The sequence below is a fragment of the Stieleria neptunia genome (assembly GCF_007754155.1).
In the GTDB taxonomy this organism is placed as follows: Bacteria; Planctomycetota; Planctomycetia; order Pirellulales; family Pirellulaceae; genus Stieleria; species Stieleria neptunia.
Window position 1 is genome coordinate 1,848,110 of sequence record NZ_CP037423.1, and the last position, 21,719, is coordinate 1,869,828.

14 protein-coding genes are annotated in these 21,719 nt (G+C 60.8%); 3 read left to right on the forward strand and 11 right to left on the reverse strand.

Annotation, left to right across the window (positions count from 1 at the left end):
* Positions 1-18 precede the first annotated feature (18 nt).
* The 5 genes from Enr13x_RS06500 to Enr13x_RS06520 all read right to left on the reverse strand — a co-directional run bounded on the left by Enr13x_RS06500 (position 19) and on the right by Enr13x_RS06520 (position 8,606).
* Positions 19-1,161 (reverse strand): helix-turn-helix domain-containing protein, encoded by a 1,143-nt coding sequence (locus tag Enr13x_RS06500; RefSeq protein ID WP_145385255.1) that lies wholly within the window; start codon positions 1,159-1,161, stop codon positions 19-21.
* 153 nt (positions 1,162-1,314) lie between these two features.
* Positions 1,315-2,772 (reverse strand): APC family permease, encoded by a 1,458-nt coding sequence (locus Enr13x_RS06505; RefSeq protein ID WP_145385256.1) that lies wholly within the window; start codon positions 2,770-2,772, stop codon positions 1,315-1,317.
* 137 nt (positions 2,773-2,909) lie between these two features.
* The gene (locus Enr13x_RS06510; protein WP_145385257.1) at positions 2,910-4,382 is read right to left on the reverse strand and encodes a DUF1501 domain-containing protein; all 1,473 of its coding nucleotides are present in this window, start codon (positions 4,380-4,382) and stop codon (positions 2,910-2,912) included.
* Positions 4,383-4,394: 12 nt separating this feature from the next.
* Positions 4,395-7,958 (reverse strand): PSD1 and planctomycete cytochrome C domain-containing protein, encoded by a 3,564-nt coding sequence (locus Enr13x_RS06515; protein WP_145385258.1) that lies wholly within the window; start codon positions 7,956-7,958, stop codon positions 4,395-4,397.
* A gap of 165 nt (positions 7,959-8,123) precedes the next feature.
* Positions 8,124-8,606: a DUF1499 domain-containing protein gene (locus tag Enr13x_RS06520; RefSeq protein WP_231744128.1), complete on the reverse strand. Its 483-nt coding sequence runs from the start codon at positions 8,604-8,606 to the stop codon at positions 8,124-8,126.
* A gap of 97 nt (positions 8,607-8,703) precedes the next feature.
* On the opposite strand from Enr13x_RS06520, the gene Enr13x_RS06525 reads away from it, so the two are divergent.
* On the forward strand, positions 8,704-10,008 hold the full coding sequence (locus Enr13x_RS06525) for a replication-associated recombination protein A (protein WP_145385259.1): 1,305 nt from the start codon (positions 8,704-8,706) through the stop codon (positions 10,006-10,008).
* Between the two features lie 674 nt (positions 10,009-10,682).
* On the forward strand, positions 10,683-12,170 hold the full coding sequence (locus Enr13x_RS06530) for an O-antigen ligase family protein (protein ID WP_145385260.1): 1,488 nt from the start codon (positions 10,683-10,685) through the stop codon (positions 12,168-12,170).
* Positions 12,171-12,736: 566 nt separating this feature from the next.
* On the opposite strand, the gene lepA is transcribed toward Enr13x_RS06530, so the two are convergent.
* Entirely contained in the window at positions 12,737-14,536 is a 1,800-nt protein-coding gene (gene lepA / locus Enr13x_RS06535) for a translation elongation factor 4 (protein ID WP_145385261.1), read from the reverse strand.
* On the reverse strand, positions 14,533-15,594 hold the full coding sequence (locus Enr13x_RS06540) for an ROK family protein (protein ID WP_145385262.1): 1,062 nt from the start codon (positions 15,592-15,594) through the stop codon (positions 14,533-14,535). Before Enr13x_RS06540 ends, lepA begins: the two co-directional genes overlap by 4 nt.
* Positions 15,595-15,708: 114 nt before the next feature.
* Here Enr13x_RS06540 and Enr13x_RS06545 point away from each other — a divergent pair, with 114 nt between their 5' ends.
* On the forward strand, positions 15,709-16,992 hold the full coding sequence (locus tag Enr13x_RS06545; protein WP_145385263.1) for a glycosyltransferase family 4 protein: 1,284 nt from the start codon (positions 15,709-15,711) through the stop codon (positions 16,990-16,992).
* Here Enr13x_RS06545 and Enr13x_RS06550 read toward each other — a convergent pair.
* From Enr13x_RS06550 to Enr13x_RS06565, 4 genes are all read right to left on the reverse strand, one after another.
* Positions 16,989-18,131, reverse strand: a complete 1,143-nt coding sequence (locus tag Enr13x_RS06550) for a glycosyltransferase family 4 protein (protein ID WP_145385264.1) — start codon at positions 18,129-18,131, stop codon at positions 16,989-16,991. The genes Enr13x_RS06545 and Enr13x_RS06550 overlap by 4 nt on opposite strands.
* Before the next feature lie 424 nt (positions 18,132-18,555).
* The gene (locus Enr13x_RS06555; protein WP_145385265.1) at positions 18,556-19,047 is read right to left on the reverse strand and encodes a hypothetical protein; all 492 of its coding nucleotides are present in this window, start codon (positions 19,045-19,047) and stop codon (positions 18,556-18,558) included.
* On the reverse strand, positions 19,025-20,488 hold the full coding sequence (locus tag Enr13x_RS06560; protein WP_197455841.1) for a tetratricopeptide repeat protein: 1,464 nt from the start codon (positions 20,486-20,488) through the stop codon (positions 19,025-19,027). The genes Enr13x_RS06555 and Enr13x_RS06560 overlap by 23 nt, the downstream gene beginning before the upstream one ends.
* Positions 20,485-21,594, reverse strand: a complete 1,110-nt coding sequence (locus Enr13x_RS06565) for a multiheme c-type cytochrome (RefSeq protein ID WP_145385267.1) — start codon at positions 21,592-21,594, stop codon at positions 20,485-20,487. Before Enr13x_RS06565 ends, Enr13x_RS06560 begins: the two co-directional genes overlap by 4 nt.
* Between the last annotated feature and the right edge of the window lie 125 nt (positions 21,595-21,719).

A 21,719-nucleotide genomic window follows, 5' to 3' on the forward strand; every position in this document is an offset into this window, starting at 1 on the left:
GTGAATTCAATGGTGGAGTTATCGCCGCGCCAGTCGACGCGAGATCGCCTTGGTCGGCAGCGGCATGATCTCGGCCGGTCCGCTGGGGTTGAACAGCGCGTCGTCTCGGGTCTGTTCGTCTTCGGGTTGTTCATAGGTGACCAGGTAGGCACCGATGATGTCGCCGCCTTTCTCGTAGACCGGCGGCCAGAACTCTTCGCCGCGAATCGCCAACGTCCTGGCCAGCAACCGCGTCGCGCGTCCGGAGAATCCGCTGAGCACCATATCGAGTCGACCGAGCGCTTCACGGTAAATGTAGAACACCATTGCGGTGTCCTTGTTCTTGCCGCCGGCAAATTCCCAGGTTCCGTCATCTTTTTCGTAGTAGAAACCCGGTTCCGGCGCGTCTTCGTTCTTGCTCAACCGCGTGCCCGCCGAAGCGCTGTCGGGTTTGGGGTCGGAATCTCGATAGCGCAGAAAGAACGGGCAGGAACGCGCCGAGACGTCATCGACGTCGTCTTCGGTCACAAACGGCGTGCAACCGAACACGTCGGAGAACAGCAGTTCGACGACCGGGTTGCTCTTGATGCTGCCGATGCAGATCATGCCGCGATCGCCGGTCGCATCGACAAAGCCGTCGAACACTTCGTCGGCCCGCTGCCGCACGTCGGTCGGATCGACCTGTCCCGGGCTCCAGACCAGCGTCTGCTGGAATCGATCGGGCATCGGGACCTCGCGTCCGGATCCTTCGTCGCCGTCTTGATCCTTGTGCTTGGCGACGCCGCCGAGCGTCGACACGCCGCTGAGGACTTCGCCGACCAGAACCGAATCGCTGGCGACCACCGAAGCTCCTTCGGGAGTCGCGTTGGTATCGGTCGCCCGGACCCCCACGATGATTTCAATTTCGCTGCGCCGCGCAATCAGCTCCCAAAAGTTTTCCGGATTGACCGCAAACAGCGCTCCGGGCAACTGATCCGCCGTCGCATGGCCCTGGTCGATCAAGTAGTCGCACAGCCGCGACAGGGCATCCAGCGGAATGTACTTGGCCTCGTTCTTCAAAAGCGATGCGACTTGGTGACGGTCTAAACCCGTGTGTTCCACAATCGATTTGATGGTCCCCGGACGTTTGCGACGATCCGGGGTGTGGCCCAACAGTTCAGCCAAGCGAAATGCGTATCTCATAGTCGCGTCTATTTCGAGAGGTTTCAGTGAAAAGGTGGTCGGGCGAACCGCTCGACCGGTGAATTCATAGTGGGGGACATTCTCACCTCCGGTGGCCAAGCCCCCCGCCCAGCTTGACGAGACATGAGCCTCGTGCTGCTGCGAACAGGCCCGTTAGTTTCGTCGATCGCCGAAGGCCCGGCTACCCCACAAAAATCGGGACACCAAGTAAGCCGCGATCCCGATCCCAAGGGTGCCCAATCCCACCGTCGCTTGCAATGGAACCCGAATCGCCGTCAGTGTCGCGATCCCCAGTGTTCCCAAAACATAGATGATCGGCACCCACGGGTACCCCCAAACCCGAACCGGGTGCACGCCGTGGTTGCGAAACAGGAAAACCAGCGATCCGCACAGGGCCGCGCAAATCGACAAGGTGAACCCCAAATAGTCCAGTTGTTCACGAAGCGTGCTGATGCAAATCACCACGATCGCCAAACCGGCTTGGATCCAGATCGTCGGCAGCGATTCGACCGGCCCGGCAACCCGCTGGGCACCGGAATTCCCGCCGCCGCGACCGCTCAACCAGCGTGGCAACAGGCGATCGGCCGCCATCTTTTGATAAACCCTGGGGCCGGTCTGCATCAGCGCCAACACGGATGTCCCCAGCCCCACAAGGATCGCAAGCCTCACCAAGGGACCGACCCAAGACCCCCAATCCGATCCGCGGGATTGAATCTGCCGACCGACCGATTCGGCCGCCAAGGTCGCCACGTTGGGCTGCCCGGCCACCTCGGCCGCCGGCGGGGCGTAGACGAAAATAATGTTCAACAACAGATACAGCACCGCCACCCCCACCGTGCCAAACAGCATCGCACGCGGCACGTTCCGCGTCGGTTGGTCGATCTCGTCGGTCAAATAGACCGCGGCGTTGAACCCGCTGTAGCTGAGTGAAATCCACGTCAATGCGTTGGCGAACACCAACGCAAACGCCCAGCCGCCGCCGGGCGTCGCAGCTCCTGCCTCGGTCGCAGCCCCTGCCTCGGTCGCAGTCCCTGCCTCGGTCGCAGCCCCTGCCTCGGTCGCAGCGGCGACGGTCGTCCCCTGCCATGTCGAAAGCGTGCTGTAGGCGATCAGCACGAACAGCCCGATCAACACCAGTTTGGCGATCACCACGCCATTTTGAATGTGCGTCCCACGCTTGAGCCCCAGACTGTGCACGATCGCCGCGAGCAACACCAAAGCGATCGCGATCGATCGATCGGGCAGTCCGTCCAGCGATTCCAGCCCCGCCCCGCGGGCGAACGATTCGAACGTCGTCGCGGCAAAGGCCATCGCACCGGTGAATCCGGCCAACAGCGAAACCCATCCGGCCATCATGCCGGCCGCGGGATGGATCGCGCGGGCCAGAAACAGGTATTCCCCACCCGATTCGGTGAACTGCTGGGCGAGTGCCCCGTAACACAGCGCGCCACAAATTGCGATCACCCCGCCGATCGCCCAAGCCGCGATCACAGAATGCGGCGTGCCCAAGTCACCCAGCGTGAATCCACTGGTCGTGTAAACCCCGGCGCCGATCATGCTGGCCGCCACGACAGCCGCCGCCGAGGGCGCGTTCATTTTGGGATGCGACAAGGACTGGCTCCAGTTTGGGACGACCGATTTTCCAAGTACGACGGCCCTTCCGGGCCGTCGCGAGCTTCTTCTTCGACGACTTCAAAAGGACGCCGTACCGCTAAAACGTTGACAGGCTAGAAGCCCCTCCCACTCGATTACGCCAACACCTGGTGGACGACGTCGCCGCCTTCGACTCCGGTCAGACGTTGATCGAGGCCCTTGAAGGCGTAGGTGAATCGGTCCGAGTCGATTCCCATCAGGTGCAAGATCGTGGCATTCAAATCACGAATGTGGACGGGATTCTCGGTCACGTTGTAACTGAATTCATCGGTCGCGCCGTGGACCACGCCGCGGCGGATCCCCGCCCCGGCCAGCCACACGGAGAAACACTTGGGGTGGTGGTCCCGGCCGTAATTGGTCTTCGTCAAGCTTCCCTGACAGTACATCGTTCGCCCAAATTCGCCGCCCCAAACCACCAGCGTGTCATCGATCATGCCGCGTTGGCTCAGGTCCTGCAACAGTGCCGAACAAGGGCGATCGATGTCTTTGCACTGATTCGGCAAGTCCTTGGGCAGGTTGCCGTGTTGGTCCCAACCGCGATGAAAGATCTGGGTGAAACGCACGCCGCGTTCCGCCATTCGGCGCGCCATCAAACAACAATTGGCAAACGTTCCCGGCGTGGTCACATCGTCGCCGTACATGTCCAAGATGTACTGCGGTTCGTCGTTGATGTTGGCCAGATCCGGCACACTGGTCTGCATCCGGAACGCCATCTCGTACTGCGCGATTCGGGCATCGGTCTCCGGATCGCCGATCGATTCGGCGGTGACACGGTTCAATCGCGCCAAGGAGTCCAGCATTTCGCGACGCAGTTTCGAATCGACGCCCTTGGGGTTGGACAAATACAAGACGGGATCCCCCGCGCTGCGCAGCGCCACGCCTTGATACTTGCTGGGCAAAAAACCGCTTCCCCAAAGACGGTTGTAGAGCGCCTGGGCCTCCTTCCGTCCGGTCCACGATGCGGTCATCACCAGGAAGTCGGGTAGGTTTTCGTTTTCGGTCCCCAGTCCATAGCTGAGCCAAGACCCCAAACTGGCTTTGCCAGGCAATTGGTCACCGGTGCAAATGTAGGTAATCGCGGGGTCATGATTGATCGCTTCGGTGTGCATCGATTTGATCAACGCGATTTCGTCGACGTGTTTTGCCGTGTGTGGCAACAGCTCGCTGACCATCGTTCCGTTTTCACCGTGTGGCGAAAAATCATAGATGCTCGGCGCGATCGGAAATCGAGCTTGCCCGCTGGTCATCGTCGTCAACCGTTGACCCTGGCGGATCGAATCCGGCAGATCCTTGTCGAACCAGTCGGCCATGCTCGGCTTGTGGTCCCACAGATCCATCTGGCTGGGGGCTCCCGACATGAACAGATAGATCGCCCGCTTGGCTTGGGGTTCGTGGTGCGGCAATTGGGGCAGCCCGCCCTTGGCCGTCGGTGACCGATAATCCGACACCTTGGGTGCCGCATCGGCGCGGGTGTCCAGCGATGCCAGCGCTGCGGCACCCAACCCCGCCGCGGATTGCGAGAACAGCGAACGGCGATTCAAGCGGATCATTCGTTCTTTAGCATTCATCGTTCACTTCTCTTACTTGCTGACCACTTCGTCTAAATTCAACAGCGTGCTGGCGATCATCATCCAGGCCGCATGCTCACTCGGTTCGATCTTGTCGAACTCGATTTCGTCGACCGACAACAGATCCGCCGCAGCGGCCGCATCGTCGGCATAGTGTTTTTGCACCTTGTCCAGCAAGGAAACCAACTCGTCCACTTCCGCGGTGACGGGGTTTCGAGCGGTCACGGTTTCGAACAACCAAGCCAATTTGTCCGAGGGATCTTCCCGATCACACTCGACATGGGCGCGGACCGCCAAGTGCTTCGCCGCCTGCAAGTATTGATGCTCGTTCATCAGCAACAAGGCTTGCAGCGGCGTGTTGGTGCGTTCGCGTCGCGCCGTACACGACTCGCGACTGGGGGCGTCGAAGGTCGACATCTGCGGCGGGGCGCTGGTGCGTTTCCAGAAAATGTAAACGCTGCGACGAAGCTGTTTTTCCAAATCAACGTCGGCTTTGAAATTCGCCGTGTTGCTTCGCGTGTAGCCGACGGCGTACCACAGACCCGACGGTTGGGGCGGCTTGACGCTCGGGCCGCCCAGCCGCGGGTTCAATAACCCCGCCAAGGCCAACGCTTGATCACGAAGCACTTCGGCGTCCAAGCGGTGTCGTGGGCCGCGTGCCAGGAACCGGTTTTCGGGGTCGATCGCAAGGTTCTCCGGACTGACCGTGGCGTCTCGGCGATAGGCGCGACTGGTCACCATCAACTTGATCAATCGCTTGACGTCCCAACCGCTCTCGACGAATTCGACCGCCAGCCAATCGAGCAGTTTGGGATGACTGGGCGGCTGGCCCTGGCTGCCAAAATCTTCGCTGGATTTGACCAATCCGCTGCCGAAGATCGATTGCCAAAAACGATTCACCGCGACACGCGACGTCAGCGGATGCTCGGGCGCGACCAACCACTTGGCCAAACCCAATCGGTCACGCGGCAGGTCGTCGGCCATCGGCGGCAGAAACTCGGGGACACGTCGAGCAACGGTTTCGCCCGGCTGATCATACTGCCCGCGGACCAGAAGCTTGGCTTCACGTGGCTGGTCAAGCTCCTTCCAAACCAAGGTCGTCGCGATCTGGCCTTCCAGCTTGTCTTTCGCCGCTTCGGCGCCCTTGACCAAGTCTTGCAACACCAACCAATCCGGGTGCGTGCACTGGACTTCGCGATAATAGGCTCGCAGCGATGCCGCTTGTTCCGGTGTCCGTTCACTCGGTTTCTGAGATGCCAGTTCCACGATGCCCTGCGGCAGCGGGATCGCCCCGGACCGATAGGCATAGGCGAACTGAGCGGTGCGACGGAGCGAAACGGTTTTGATGTACAAGTCGTTGTGCCCTTTCTTCAGCTCCAACGTGTACGTCTTGCCCAGCGGGTTGATCGGACCGTCGCGTTCGGACAGGGCGATTCGCTTCTTGTTCAAGAACACGACGTGACTGTCGCTGGTCCCCAACAGCAGATCGATCGACTGTTTTTTGGGTGAGCTCAATGATTGGTGGATCAGGTTGACTGCGACGCGCTCGCCGGCAACGGGCAACGTGTGAATCGCAACCGGCGTCCAATCGTTTCGCAATTCCCAAGCGTAAGTTTTGTCTTCGTACTTGAACGTCTCGTCGGCGCTGAAGGCCCCTTGTTGGGAACCGAAGCTGCGGTAGATGCCCGGGTTGGAGCTTTCCACGGGGAATGGGCCGACGCTGTGGAGATCACCGACGATGATTTGGTCCTTGATCGGCACCGAGATCGCGGCTTCGGACAGCTGAAAGCGAACGGCATAAAACTGATGCTTGGCGAACTGCGACAGGTATTCCAGGCGAATCCGGATCTGGTCGTGACCCTGTTCGATCCGCTCGGTCAGGTCGGGGATGGCGAACGACGCGTGACGGCCACCGGTTTGTTGATGCCCGGCGATCGCCCAACCCTCGGTCGCATGTCTTTTTCCGTCGATCGCCAAGCCGACTGCGAAATTGCCATCTTGCTGCTCGATGTTCGCCAATGCCGCGCGAATCGGAAGCGGTTCCCACCCCTCGTCTTCGCCCGCCGAACTCGGACGTGTTTCAATCTCGATTTCGGTCAGCACGGCGTTGCCGTTGGGCGAAACCCCCGCGCGATCCGTCTTGGGATCGGGCGACACTTCCAACTGCAGCGATTGCCAATGCCCGCCGGCCAATGAAGCTGCCAACGGGGCGGTGATGGTTTGCACGTCGCGATCGGCAATCTTCTCTCCGACGCGAACGTTTCCGTCGGCTTCGATCACCAGGTCGGTGCCGTGCTTGGAATCCACTTCACTCGGGGACAGCAATTCGGTTCGCGGGGAAAGTTCGGCGTCATCCGTCCCGCTCAAACCGGCTTCCCAGATTCGCTGGGCGGCATCGACCGATTCGATCGGCTCACGCATTTCACGCCGCAGTTCTGCGATCTGTTGATCGAGCGCGGCCAGTTCCGCGGACTGTTCTTGACTCGGCACACGGACCACGGGCGCCGGATCCTTCTTGTTTTCGTCGAGCGCTCGGCCGTCCAGGCTGTTGAAAAACGCGAACAGCGAGTAGTACTCTTTCTGTGAAATCGGATCGAACTTGTGATCGTGACAGACCGCGCACTGCGTGGTCATTCCCAGGAAGACGGTTCCGAACGCATCGGTCCGGTCGATCACGTTGCGGGCGAACACCTCATCATAAATCGATCCGCCTTCGTTGGTCGTGACGTTCAATCGGTTGAATCCGCTGGCGATCTTTTGCGAGAGCGTCGCATCGGGCAGCAAGTCGCCGGCCAGTTGTTCGGTGACAAACCGATCGAACGGCATGTTTTGATTGAATGCATCGATGACCCAATCGCGATACGGCCACATTTCGCGATAGTTGTCCAAATGCAATCCGTGGGTATCGGCGTAGCGGACCAGATCCAACCAATAGCGTCCGAGATGTTGACCAAAGGCGGGGGAGGCGAGCAGTTCGTCGACCAATCGTTCAATGTCCAATTTGCCGGCGGCGAGACGATCGATCTGTTCACGCGTCGGCGGCAATCCCGTCAGATCCAAACACAGTCGTCGCATCAACGTCGCATCATCGGCAGCGGTGCCCAGCGTCAATCCTTTTTGAATCGCTTTGGCGTCGATGAAGTGATCGATCGGGTGCGTCGCCGTCGGGGGCAGATCGACTTTGACGGGGGGCTCGTACGCCCAATGGCCGCGATACTCCGCTCCGCCGGCCACCCAGGCTTCAAGCGTTTGCTTTTGTGCTTCGGTAAGGGGTTTATTGAACTCCGGCGGAGGCATCAAGACGTCGTCGTCATCGCTGCGCAGCCGCGCGATGAGTTCGCTTTCGTCGACCGCGCCGGCTTGGACCACCGACGCGATGCCGTCGGCGGTGTCCAATCTCAGATCTGCCTGGCGCTCCTGTTCATCGGGGCCGTGGCAGGCAAAACAGTGGTCCGACAGGATCGGGCGGACATCGCGAGAGAAATCGGCAGCGGAATCAGTTGGAGATTCGCCCCGCAACACCGTTGATCCCCAGGCGGCCAGAATCACGGTGGCGACAAAAATTCGAATCGGCATCGGTGGGACACAAGGCGGGAAGGGGAAGGGCTCGTCGAACGACACGGGCAGAAGTCATCGGTGACCGGTGCGTTGTCAACGATTGCGAAAGACCCGATGTTTCATCAGCCTATGCCATTCTAGGCTTCCATTGTAGTCGATCACTCCGGAATTGACGCCGCGGGATCATCGGTTTCGAAGCGCCGTCGTCAGCTCGATCAGATTTCTCGGATTCTGGCCCAGATCGCCCTTGCCCACACGTGATTGACTCGTCGCGTTGACGATCACGCCTGGGCGGGTGGGGGCTTGGCCGTCGGGATTCGCGGTGAGTTCCACGTCGATGTCGTCGACAAAACGCATCAGCGGCGTTGTGCGAGTCAATTTAATAGTCAGCCGATCATCACCCGCTTGGTCCTCGGACACCCAATCCCACTTGGAATTCGTTTCGGTCCATTGTCGAATCCGTTCCGCGGCGTCTTGGACCGTGCCGTCGAGTTGCACCGGCCGGAGCCCCGGGCGCGTGGCCGCCGGATCCAGGCGGGCTCGATTTTGGGTCCAATCACGTCCCCAGTCATCGACCCGCATCACCACCGAAACGATGATCGCCAGGGTGATTGCCAACGCGACGCCCAGAGTGATCCATCCGATCATTTTGCTTTTCCGCACCATGGTTTAGGGGTTCCATTGCCGCTTGATCGCTCGGACAATTCGCCACACGCTCCCACACTCGCACCCATTCCATTCCGTTATGGCTCATACGCCTTCGATGTTCCAATCCCAAGAAGATGACTTCTTGGAAGACGCCAAACCGTTGGCCGCACGGATGCGTCCGACGACGCTGAAAGAATACGTCGGCCAGCGGCACATTCTAGGGCCTGGGAAACTGCTGCGGCGGATGGTCGATGCCGGGCGATTGGGATCGATCATCTTGTCCGGGCCACCCGGAACGGGCAAGACGACGCTGGCCCATTTGCTGGCCAAGGAAACCGGCAGCCGCTGTCGCCGGTTGAGTGCGGTCACCGGAGGGGTCAAGGAGGTGCGTGAAGCGTTGGCTTGGGCCACCGACCTGGTCGCCAGCGGCGAGCCCCGGCCGGTGTTGTTTATCGACGAGATTCATCGTTTCAGCAAAAGCCAACAAGACGCGTTGCTGCCGGACGTCGAAGCCGGGATCGTGTCGCTGATCGGCGCAACGACCAGCAATCCGAATTTTGCCGTCAACGGGGCGTTGATCAGCCGCAGCCAGGTGTTCCAGTTGGAGACGCTCTCGCCGGCGGAGATCACCGAGTTGCTCACGCGGGCGCTGGCCGATCGCGAGCGCGGGCTGGCGGCAACGGGAGCCCGCGCCGACGACGAAGCGATCGCGTTCCTGGCTGACGTTTGCGAAGGCGACGCGCGGCGTGCGCTCACGGCACTCGAAATCGCGGTCTCCAGCTCGCCGCAAAACCCTCCCCTGGTGACCCGCGACGCGGCGGCCGAATCGATCGGCACCCGGATCGCCGGCTATGACGGCACCGGTGATGATCACTATGACCTGATCAGCGCCATGATCAAAAGCATCCGCGGCAGTGACGCCGACGCCGCGATCTATTGGCTCGCGCGGATGCTCGAAGGCGGCGAGGACCTGCGTTTCCTCTGTCGACGCCTGGTCATCTTGGCCAGCGAAGACGTCGGCAACGCCGACCCGGCCGCGCTGCCGATGGCGGTCGCTTGCATGCAGGCCTGTGAATGGGTCGGGTTGCCGGAAAGCGAATACATGCTGTCGCAGACGGTGGCCTATCTGGCGCTGGCCCCCAAGAGCAACGCCGCCACGGTGGCCATCGGATCGGCGCGGAAAGACGTTCGCGACCAGAAAATCGTCCCCGTCCCCCGACACCTGCGCGATTCCCATTCCGCCTCGGCCGAGCGTGAAGGCCGCGGCGAAGGCTACCTCTACAGCCACGACAGCCCGCACGGCATCGCGGCCCAAGACTACTTGGGCGTCGATCGTTCTTACTACGAGCCGGTCGACCGAGGGTTTGAACGCGAGCTGCGAGAACGGAAGGAATGGATCCGCAAGCGGTTGAAACCGTAGTGGTTGCCCTTGCTTTTCCCTTGTTCCCAGGCTCAGCCTGGAAACACACCGTCGCGGAGGCTCCGCCTCATCTCATCGCCGCCGGATCACGTCGCGTCGTTTTTTGAACCCCGCTGGGCAACGCTGTGAAGCATTTTTTCGACACTTCTCGCTGAACGCCACCACATGTGATTCAGTACGCCCGTTGGACGACGGGGAATGGGTCAAAAAATTTGGTGGTCAAAAAATGAAGAGTTCCGCTAGGGTGAGGCAGATTTTATTCGTCGGAACCCCAACGGGACAGTGAATCGACAACAACGTCCAGCACGGCCTTTGTGGTTGATTCTCATTGATGCACTCGTACTCGTGTGCGGTGTCTCATTTCTTATTTTTTGACCAACCAATTTTTTGACCAACCTTCTTGCCCATTTTCTTTAGGTTTAAAGATGCTTCACGGCGTAGCCCGCTGGGGTTCGTCTCCCGCTGAGCCACCAAGGTGACCTGGTAGCGGTTGTTCCCAATGCGCCAGCGAAACGCTCTGGGACACCCGCTGCCGCACGGGATTGCGGTCGAATTTCCGCCGGGCACGATGCATCTGGCACCTATGGTTGGGAACCCGTTGTCACATGTTTGCACCGATCAAACTCTCGGCTGAGACAGCCGAGCGACACACGCCCGCTTGATTCGTGTTTCCGATGAACTTACTGGCTCTCCTGTTCGCACTCGCCGTCGTCGTCTGGCTGGTCCCGCTCGTCAAAGACGGTCGGCTCGCCAGCTTGCTGACGCTGCTGTTTTTGACCGGGACCGTGTTCGGGCCTCCCTTTCTGGCCTTCGACGGGCCGATCCAGATCAGCTTGGACCGTCTGCTGTGGGCGTTCCTGATCGGCTTGGCCGCCGTCCAGTGGCGGCTCGGCAAGCTGAACCTGTCGCCGGTCAATCGGGTCGACGTTTGCTTGCTGGTGTTCGTCGTGTACCTGTTCCAGCGCAGCCGCGGTGGTGATTTGAGTGAAACGCTGGTCGATCCGACCGCCCGCTGGCTGTTTTATATCTTCATGCCGATCGCCGTTTATTGCGTCGCCCGGGTCACTCCGTTCCGCCGCAGCGATCTGTGGTGGTTGTTGCACGCGCTGATCGGCCTGGGCGTCTATCTCTCCTTCACCGCGGTTTGTGAAGTCAAGGGTTGGCATGCGTTTGTGTTTCCCAAACACATCCTCGACCCCGACGTCTGGATGTTTCTCGGCCGTGGCCGTGGGCCGTTGTTGAACCCGGCTGGCAACGGATTCATCATCGGCGTCGCGATGGCCGCGGTCGCCGCCTGTTTCGTCGGCAGCGACCGCCGGACCAAGGCGATCTACGCCGCGATCGGCGTGATTCTGTTGGTCGGCGGGTACGCGACGCTGACCCGCAGTTGCTGGCTGGGCGTCGCCGGCGCGGTGGCGATGATCGCCATGGTTCACAGCCCCCGCTGGGTACGCGTGATCGGCCTGGCCGCCACCGTGTTGCTGGCCGGCGCGATGGCGATGGGATTGAAAGAGGAACTGATGGCGTTCAAACGCGACAAAGCGCTCTCGGCCGCCGATGCCGCCAAGTCGGTCGAGCTGCGACCCCTGTTGGCCACTGTCGCGTGGGAGATGTTCAAGGACAAACCGCTGACCGGTCACGGATACGGCCAGTATTTTCAACGCCATGATGCGTATCACACAATTCGGGATTATGGTCTGCCGCTGGAGCGCGTTCGATCCTACAGCCACCACAACGTCTTTCTGGCCTTCCTGGTCGATTCGGGACTGATCGGGCTGGGGTTGTTCCTGGCGGTCATCGTGACGCTGGCCGGCTATGGATGGCGGATGGCCACCGATGGCTCCCTGCCACTGGACCGCCGCCGTGTCGGACTGCTGACGATCGGGATTCTGGCGTGCTACTTTCCCAACGCCATGTTCCACAACATGACGATCATCCCGATGGTGCAAGTGTTCCTGCTGGGGATCGGCGGCGTGGTCGTGGCGATCTACCAAAACGGCTTCGTCAAAGACGAAGCGAACGCGTCGGGCTCGGCACCACTCGTTCCCGGGCTCCGCCTGGGGACGGACTTCGCCGGAGGCTCCGCCTCCGATCTGACGGTGTCATGCGGCAGAGCCGCACCGCCATTGCGTTCCAAGGCGGAGCCTTGGAACGAGGGTTGAAACTCCCCACTCGTTCCCGGGCTCCGCCTGGGGACGGACTTCGCCGGAGGCTCCGCCTCCGATCCGCCGGTGTCATGCGGCAGAGCCGCACCGCCATCGCGTTCCAAGGCGGAGCCTTGGAACGAGGGTTGAAACTCCCCACTCGTTCCCGGGCTCCGCCTGGGGACGGACTTCGCCGGAGGCTCCGCCTCCGATCTGACGGTGTCATGCGGCAGAGCCGCACCGCCATTGCGTTCCAAGGCGGAGCCTTGGAACGAGGGTTGAAACTCCCCACTCGTTCCCGGGCTCCGCCTGGGGACGGACTTCGCTGGAGGCTCCGCCTCCGATCCGGCGGTGTCATGCGGCAGGGGACGTCAATTGTATCAGTGACGGATTTGATCGTCGCGCAAAACGCCAAGACTTTTGCAGCGCCGGCCCTCTCTGGCGTTTGCTTGCTACGCAAACGCCGTCTCTCCCAGGGGGAGAGAATCTAAATCGGTTGCCAACACACCGGAGGGCTCGCGCCCTGCCGCTAACAAATCGTTCACTGCGTAGGGCGGAGTGTGGGAATGAGAGCTGAAAATGCCTCAGCCCCCTTCGGCTTCGCTCAGCACGGCCATGAACGCTTTCTGGCTGATCTCGACGTTGCCGACCGCCTTCATCCGTTTCTTGCCTTCCTTTTGTTTCTGCAACAGCTTGCGTTTTCGCGTGATGTCACCGCCGTAACACTTGGCCGTCACGTTCTTTCGCATCGCCGGGACGGTCTCTCGGGCGATGACGCGACTGCCCACGGCGGCTTGCACGGCGACTTCGAACATGTGCCGGTCGATTTCGCTTTTCAACTTCTTGGCGACCGCGCGTCCGCGTCGGTCGGCATCGGCCCGGTTGCAAACAATACTCAACGCGTCGACCCGGTTGCCGTTGACCAAAAAATCTAACCGGCACAAATCGGCGGCTTCGTAACCGACCATCTCGTAGTCCAGCGTTCCGTAGCCGCGTGTGCAGCTTTTGATTTTGTCGTGCAAGTCATAGACGACTTCGGCCAACGGGATGTCATAGGTCAACATCGCCCGCTGGGCCCCCAGGTATTCTTGCGACTTCTGAATGCCGCGCCGTTCCTGACACAGTTTCATCACCGCACCGATGAAGTCGGTCGGGACGATGATATTGCAGCGCACGATCGGCTGGCGAAACTCTTCGATGTCACCCGGGTCCGGGACATCCTGAGGTTTGTGAACGGTCTTCGTCTCGCCACGCTTGTTGACGATTTCGTAGGTGACGTTGGGCGCGGTTTGCACCAGGTCGATGTCCGATTCGTTCTCCAGTCGTTGCTGGATGATCTCCATGTGCAGCAAGCCCAGGAATCCGCAGCGAAACCCGAACCCCAAGGCGTCACTGGTCTCGGGTTCGAATTCGAAACTGGGATCGTTGACCGCCAACCGCTCCAACGCGTCGCGCAAGTCGCTAAAGTTCTGTCCGTCGCTGGGGAACAGTCCGCAGTAGACCATCCGTTTGGGACGTGCGTAGCCCGGCAGCGCCGGGGCGGGGGTGTCCCCGGCGATGCTGACGGTGTCACCGATGTGCACGTCACCGATGCTTTTGATGTTACAGATCAGATAGCCGACTTGTCCGGCCACCAATTCGTCACAAGCCACGCGCTGGGGCGCGAACTGTCCCAATTCGACGACTTCATGAGTCGTTCCGGCGCGGAGGAATCGGATCTTCTGGCCCTTGCGCACCGTTCCCTGCATCACGCGAACGTAGGTGATCGCACCGCGGTAGTCGTCGTAGTTGGAATCGAAGACCATCGCCTGCAGGGTCGCTTGCGGGTCACCGGTTGGGGCGGGAATCGAATCGACGATCGCATCGACCAACGCCGCCACGCCTTCGCCCGTCTTGGCACTGACGCGAACGCAGTCGTCCGGATCGGTTCCCAGCGAGTGCATCATCTCCTCGGCCACTTCGTCCGGCCGCGCGTGCGTCAGATCAATTTTGTTGATCACCGGGATGATGTGCAGATCATGCTCCATCGCCGCGTAGGCGTTGGCGACCGTCTGGGCCTCGACGCCCTGAAAGGCGTCGACCAACAGCAAGGCGCCTTCGCAACAGGCCAACGACCGAGACACTTCGTATTGAAAGTCGACGTGGCCGGGCGTGTCGATCAGGTTCAATTCATAGTCCACGTTTCCGCGTTTGTAGCGCATCGCGACCGCGCGGGCTTTGATGGTGATGCCACGCTGACGTTCCAGTTCCAGATCGTCCAGCAATTGCTCCTTCATCTGCCGCGTGCTGACCGTTCCCGTTTCTTCGAGCAGTCGGTCGGCGAGCGTGCTTTTGCCGTGATCGATGTGGGCGATGATGCAGAAGTTTCGAATCTGTTTGGTCATGATTGTTTCATTGCTTGTTTCCGCGCGTACCCGGCCAGACCGAGGTATCCCGCATCGGCACCCAAGTTCGCGAAGGCGATCGAGGTGCCGTCAAATACGTTTTCAAACGTCCGGCTTTTAAATTCTTCGACAATGCCGGACAAAAATCGTTCTCCGATCGGGCATCCGCTGCCGCCGAAGTTCATCGCGCCGCCCAGCGTCACCACGCCGGGGTCGAGGGCGTGCACCAACGACGTGATTCCGATCCCCAGCCATTTTGCGGTTTCGTCCACAATTTCAAGTGCCACGGCGTCGCCTTCGCTGGCGGCGTCGTAGACCTTTTTCGCCGTCAATTCGGTGTTGCTGCCGCCCAACAGGCCGCCCAGCGAACTCTCGGCGCCCTCGGTCAACCGTTCGCGGGTGCGGTCGACAACGGCACTGGCGCTGGCATAGGCCTCCAGTTGCCCGCGGCCTCCGCCCCAGACGCACAACCGGGCGGTCGGCGACGGATCCACCAAGATGTGCCCACACTCGCTGCCGAAACTGTTCACGCCGTTGACCAGCTCGCCGTCCACGATGATCCCACCGCCGACGCCCGTCCCCAGGGTCAACAGGATCATCGACTTCGAATCCCGTCCCGTCCCGATCCAAAATTCTCCGAATGCCGCCGCGTTGGCGTCGTTCAAGAACGAGATCGGACGCCCGAGTAATTCCGTCAGCGACTCGACAATGGCAAATCCCCACCAGGAAGGCAACTGCGGTGGGGCGACCAACAGGCCTTGGTCAAGATCCATCGGACCGGGAGCCCCCAAGCCGATGTGCGGAACCTGTCCGACGACGTCCAAACGGCTCTCCACCTCCACGACCACGTCGGCAATTCGCCGCATCGCCGCCGGAGCCCCTTCACCTTCACGGGTCGGGATTTTCTCATAAGCGACCGTGTAGCCCTGTTCATCGACCAAACCGAGCTTGATCCCGGTGCCGCCGATGTCGATGCCCCAATAATACGGTGCACTCGACTGCTCAATGGGGTGAATTTGAGACGAGAGGACGGGCGCCGGGTCGCTGCGAAGACTCATAGTTACGTTGCGGATGCCTGTTGGTTGGGTTTGACAGGGCGGAGTATAGAAACGGTCCGCTATAGTCACAACGAGCGTTTTCTCACAGTTTCCCCCCAATCCGTACGCCCCCCCATGAAAGTTGTGTATTTGACCGCTGGAGCTGCCGGAATGTTTTGTGGCAGTTGCATGCACGACAACGCGATTGCCCGGGCAATGGCCTCCATCGACGTCGATTGCATTCTGCAACCGGTTTACACACCGATTCGGACGGACGAAGAAAGTGTTGCCGATCGGAAGGTTTTTCTTGGGGGCATTCACGTCTATTTGCTGCAGCAGATGCCCTGGCTGCGGTTCCTGCCCCGACCGGTGCGCGGCCTGTTGGATTCCCCGCGTTTGATCCGTTGGGCGACGCGGCGTGCCGGCGCCGTCGATCCGGCCAAACTCGGCGCCCTGTCGATTTCGATGTTGCGTGGATCCGACGGCCGTCAAGCCGAAGAATTCAAACGGCTGACCGACTGGATCGCCGCGGACCTGAAACCCGACGCCGTCGTGCTGACCAATCTGTTGATCGGCGGCGGGCTGCCGCAGTTGCGCGAGCGGTTGCCCGACGCCAAGTTGATCGTGATGCTGCAGGGCGATGACATCTTTCTTGATCACCTTCCCCAAGCGGCCCGAAGTGTCGCGATCGAGCTCTGCACCAACCTGGTCCAGCACGTGGATCACTTCTGCGTCCACAGTCATTTCTACGCGCAAAAAATGGGGGCGCTGTTTGAGATCCCCGACGAGAAACTGGTCATCACGCCGCTCTCGATCGATCCGGCACCGTTTGCCACCGGCGATCGACGCGACGAGTCTCCCAGCGGCGAATTCCGTTTGGGGTACCTGGCCCGCATCGCACCGGAGAAAGGGTTGCATCGTCTGGTCGAAGCCTTTGAACGGATCGCCGTCGACGACCCGAACATCACGCTGCACGCGGCCGGTTGGCTGGGCAACGGAAACGAACCCTACCTGCGCTCGATCCAAAAGCGTTTACACGACGCGGGGCTGGCCGATCGGTTCACCTATCACGGCAGCCCCGATCTGGCCGGCAAGGTGCATTTCCTGCAACACATCGATCTGTTGAGCGTGCCCACCGAATACGAAGACCCCAAAGGGTTGTTTGTGTTGGAGTCGTTGGCGGCCGGAACACCGGTCGTGATGCCCGACCACGGTGCCTTCGGTGAACTGGTTCGGTCGACCGGCGGCGGCGTGTTGGTCGCGCCGGACAGCATCGATGCCTTGTGCGCCGCGATCGATGAACTGAAAGCGGATCCGGGCCGGCGACGCGCGTTAGCCGAGACGGGTCGGCGCGGCGTCGACGAAAAACACTCGATCGCCAACGCCGCCCAAGAACTTGCGAACCTGATCGGACGCTAAACCGCGCACAACAATCGTTCGCAGCGTGGTTTGGCGTTCTCCACCAGCCCTCGGTAGACCGTCGCGGTGCGCTGTGCCGTGGTTTGCCAAGTGAAGGTCGCCGCCCGCTGGCGCGCCGCCCGCACGATCTGCTGCTGCATCGGCAAGGCATTGTTCAATGCCGAACGCATCATCTGGGCAACCATGTCGACATCGTCGGGATCAAAGTAGTACCCGCACTCGTCGACCACTTCACGCATCACCGGCAGATCGGAAACCATCACGGGCGTCCCGGCTGACATCGCTTCCAGCGAAGGCAATCCGAACCCTTCTGCCCGGGACGGAAACAAGAACCCGCGGGCGTGCTCATAGAGGGTACGCAGCAGGGCATCGGGGACATTCGGCATCAAAATCGCCGAGCCGTCATCCCCCCACTGCAGTTGCGCCGCCTCGCGGCGTTTCATCGGCGGTCCCACCACCACTAATCGGGCTTCCTCGGGCAACGTGCCGCGGAGTCGTTTCCAGGCGTTCCAAACGACTTCAAAATTCTTGTAACTGTTGCGACGACCGACAAACAGCACGTAGGGTTTGTCCGTCAAAACAGCCGGCAGCGGCGCGGGCGCGATGTCCGACAGGGACGTCCCCAGCGGAATCACCGTTGCCTTGCCGCGACAATCGGGAAAACGTTCACACAGCTCGTCGTGGGTCGCCTGGGAGATGCAAATCAGATGGTCCGCCGCAGCGATCGCATCGTATTTCAAGGCCACGTGCTTGCCGGTCGGATCGAGCGACGGAACGGCCTCGTGAACAAAGTCTAAAACCGTCGCGACCAACGGACGGTTGCTCCGCCGAATCGCCCGGCGACACAATCCGCTGTAATAGGTCCAATGCTCCACGTCGGCGTCGATCGCGTCGAATTGCCAAGTGATCTGACGCTGCATCCGATCTCGGGTCAGTTTTCTCAGCCAGGAAACCGACGGTTCTGTTTGCACCCCGCAGTAGTTCAATTGGGGGTTGGAGAGTTCTGGCTCGTCATCGGCCGGGCCGACGACCGTCGGCCGGCAATCGGCCGGCAAGTGGTGGATCAGCTCGCTGAAGTAACGCGCCACACCACCCCAACGCAGGATCTGGAAGATCGCGCCTTCGTACAAAATTTTCATTCTGGATCACACCCGCAAACTTTTCGCCGAATCGAACCGCAACTGCCCCAGTTTATCAACCGACGGTCTGTACCAAAATCTGGCCGTTGCTGGAAAGAGAGGTTGGGGAAATCCCTCAGAAACGAACCTGGAAGCCTATTCTACTTATTTTCCGTGCGTTGCTTTAGCCGCCCACTGTCGCTGCGTCGCGGCGAACGGGGATCGCCTGAAGGGACCGTCCAGCTTTGGAACGATGCGAAACGCGACGAATCTGAATGATCTGGACGAATGGGTGAGAGGTGGTCGTCGCGCAGAGCCCCCACGGGCGACGGCCCGGAAGGGCCATCGTACATCAGAAAAGCGATCGCTTTGAGCTGGACGGTCCCTCAAGGCTAAACACCAACGGTCGCGGCACCCTCGGTTGAAGAGTTGATGAAGTCTTTTATTAAACGTGCGGCATCATCCGAAATTTCTCCGGGACGACGTACTGGACGCCGCCGCCGCGGGTCAGCGTCGCCAGTTTGCGTCGCTCCGCCAGCGGAAGCCCCGGGTCGGCGCGAATCGTCCAGTCGTCACGGATCGACCGCGCGGTGGACCGCAGTGCATGCACAACGCCCGCCGGGCGGAACAACTTGCGCCGCCGATTGCCCTGTGCCAAGCCGACCAAATCGGGGGTCAGGCCGGTGTCGGTAAACCAAACACCGCGGTGTTTCTTGACATATTGCACGTACAGTTTGTCCGGCAGCGGCACGACTTGAACGGGCAGCGAAAAGTCGATGCCGGACAGGCATTCACAGGCGCTCGACTCATCCATCCGCCCCGTCTTTTCCAAAAACTCGCCCGCGGCGACCACGCGTTCACGGACCGACTGACTCTTTCCGGTTTGACCGGCTGCGGCCATCCATCGTTCGATCTTATCGTTCGGCGTTTGTCCCATCGTGTTCTCTGCAAAGAAAAGAATTGAAGGCTTCGGTCGGATCCGTCAGATCGGATTGCAGACGCTGCAAACGGTCGCGATTGATTTTCGCGATCGCCTGCGATGCGTCCTGGGCGGACAGCGTACCGCGCGAACGTTCCATTGCGACCCGTACCGTGCGCCACGCCAACGCCTCCAGCGGACGCTTCAATTGATCCAGCAATTCGGCCAAGCGGGAGACCGCGTCGACGTCGATGTCTGGATCGGACGCCATTTGTTCGCCGATTTGGTGCGTCTTGGCGATCAGCTCGGCGCGGCGGGACGCTTCGGCGGCTCGGTCCTCCAGGCCCAATGCGCTGAATGATCGAACCATCATCCGATAGGATGCCTCGTCGGTCGGGTCGTGCGAGATGGCTTTGCAAAGGCACCGGACCGCTTCTTGATGCTCACCCTGGTCCGCATGATGGGTGGCAATCGCGAACCAGTAATCCGACGTGTCACTCGGCGTCGGCAATGCCGATTGCGCCCATCGGGTGAGCGCTTCGTTGTCCTGTCCTTGGACGTGCAACTGAGCCTGAATCCGTCCGACGAGCGCATCGAGATCTGGATCGTTCGCGTCGGCCCGCTTGAGCGTCTGCAACGCGTCTTCCCATCCGCCTTGGCTGATTTCAAATCTCGCTTGGCCCAGCGGTCCGATCGGTTCCAGATCGTCGGACTGGGCGTCAGCGGCAAACGGATAGGCCAGCCGCAACAGCGACCTGAGGTTAGAGGGTTCGACGACACCGCTTTGACACAACTGGCGAAGGTACGTGGCCGCTTCCAGGCGACGCCCACGGCGCAACAACAGTTGCGCGAGCGTCCGCTGTGCCATGCTGGCGTCGGGGACTTCCTTTAAAATCGCACGGTAGCGTTTTTCCGCCTCGTCATAGCGGCCTTGCAGCACCAGCCAATCCGCGGTCTGACCGTAGATCGGCAATCGGGCATCGGGCAGCTCGACCAACAAGTCATCGAGCATCTTGACCGCTTCGGGAAAACGATTGCGTTCGGCCAACACCCGCGCCATCAAGAACGCGGATTGCGGATCGTCCGCTGCCGCCGACCTCGCCTGGCGGGCAAACGTAAACGCGCGATCGGAGTCACCCGATTCGAGCGCCGCCAAAGCCGCCTGGTGCAATTCCGCGGGATCCAATTGCGGTTCGTCCACGGCAACCGCCGGCGGTGCCGGTTCAGCCGACGATTCAGGTGCCGCATCAGCGGGTGGATCCGGGGGCGAGCGATCAGCATCGGGTGCCCGGTCGGTCGAGCGTGTCGATGCCGGAACGTCTGCCACGCTCGCTGCATCCGATGCCGATTGGGGGCTCGTCGGGTCGCTTTCCATTTTTGCCGAATCCTTGCGGCAGCCCACGACCAGCAACACGGTGACGCACAGCAGAACGGCGGCAAGGTTTGATGTTGATTTCATTTGTCGTCGCGAACGCGGATCCAATGGTCGTGAAAGCCGCCGCCCAATCCGTCCAACTTCAGCGCCGGCATGTGACACTCGATGCATCCCGTGGTCGGTGAAACCGGGCAGACGACATGCGCCGCGGCGGACGGATTCGTCTCTGACATCTCAGCATGACAGGCCAGGCAATTCTGTTCGTGTTCCAGCGGAGTCGTTTCGAAGATGGTTTGATGGGGGTTGTGGCACGTGGTGCACTTGAGCCGTCCGCCTGATTGCACGAAACACTCACTGCGAAGCAGACCGACGGGTTGAAAACGTGCCAACAAATCCGGGTACTCACGCAATTGTTTCCGCGAAATGTCACGCGGCATCCGATGGCAATCGCCACACAGCTGCAGTTCCGATTCGGCATCCCAATCGGCGCGCCCGACGGAAAACGGCGGGGGCGTTTTCATGGCTCGTGCCAGACGAACATGTTCGCTGGCCGGCCCGTGACATTTCTCGCAATTCACGTTGGGGGTCAGGTCGACAATTTGCTGGTCAACGATCTGGCCGGTGGTGACATGGCAATACACGCACTTGTGCATGATTCGACCTGCGTGCCGATTCCCGAAAAGCTCCGCCGCCGTGTTCGGCGTGCCGTCGTGCTGGCCGGGCGTTTTGCCCAACTCGTTGGCCGCCGCCATCCAGGACACCCGATGCTCCAACGCCACCGTCCCTTCGTCCGGGTCGGGCAACAGCGACAGCAACGTCATCGACCTGTGACCGAGCGCGTACTCCAGACGAAACGGTTGCTCCCCAAACTTGTCCGGGATGCGGACGAACAAACCTTGGTCGTCGGCGTGATAGGTGTAGGTGCCAAACGGTTCGCCCGCGTCGTACGACTTGCCGACAAACTTGCTCGCGACCTCGGGATCCTTGGTGCTGCGAAAGGTCGTCGCGTGGCCGTGGTGGCGGTGCAACTGGTAGTTCTCGCTGTGGCATTCCAAGCACACCCCGCGACCGACATAGGTCGGTTCGGCCGCCTGCACCGTCGGGGCGACGTCGGATGGGGCGTGTCGGAAAACCATGTTGCCGAGCACGACCAAGACGATCAGCACGGCCGTGACGGGGATGCGATTCAAAATGGACTCCTGGGGATTCGCTCACCTGAAGGACGACGCTGCATTGTATCAGGCCATACGGGCTGTTTGCCCGCCGAACCAACCCACGCGCCACTTCGCCGCTGCGACCAACCTGTCGTCTGGTC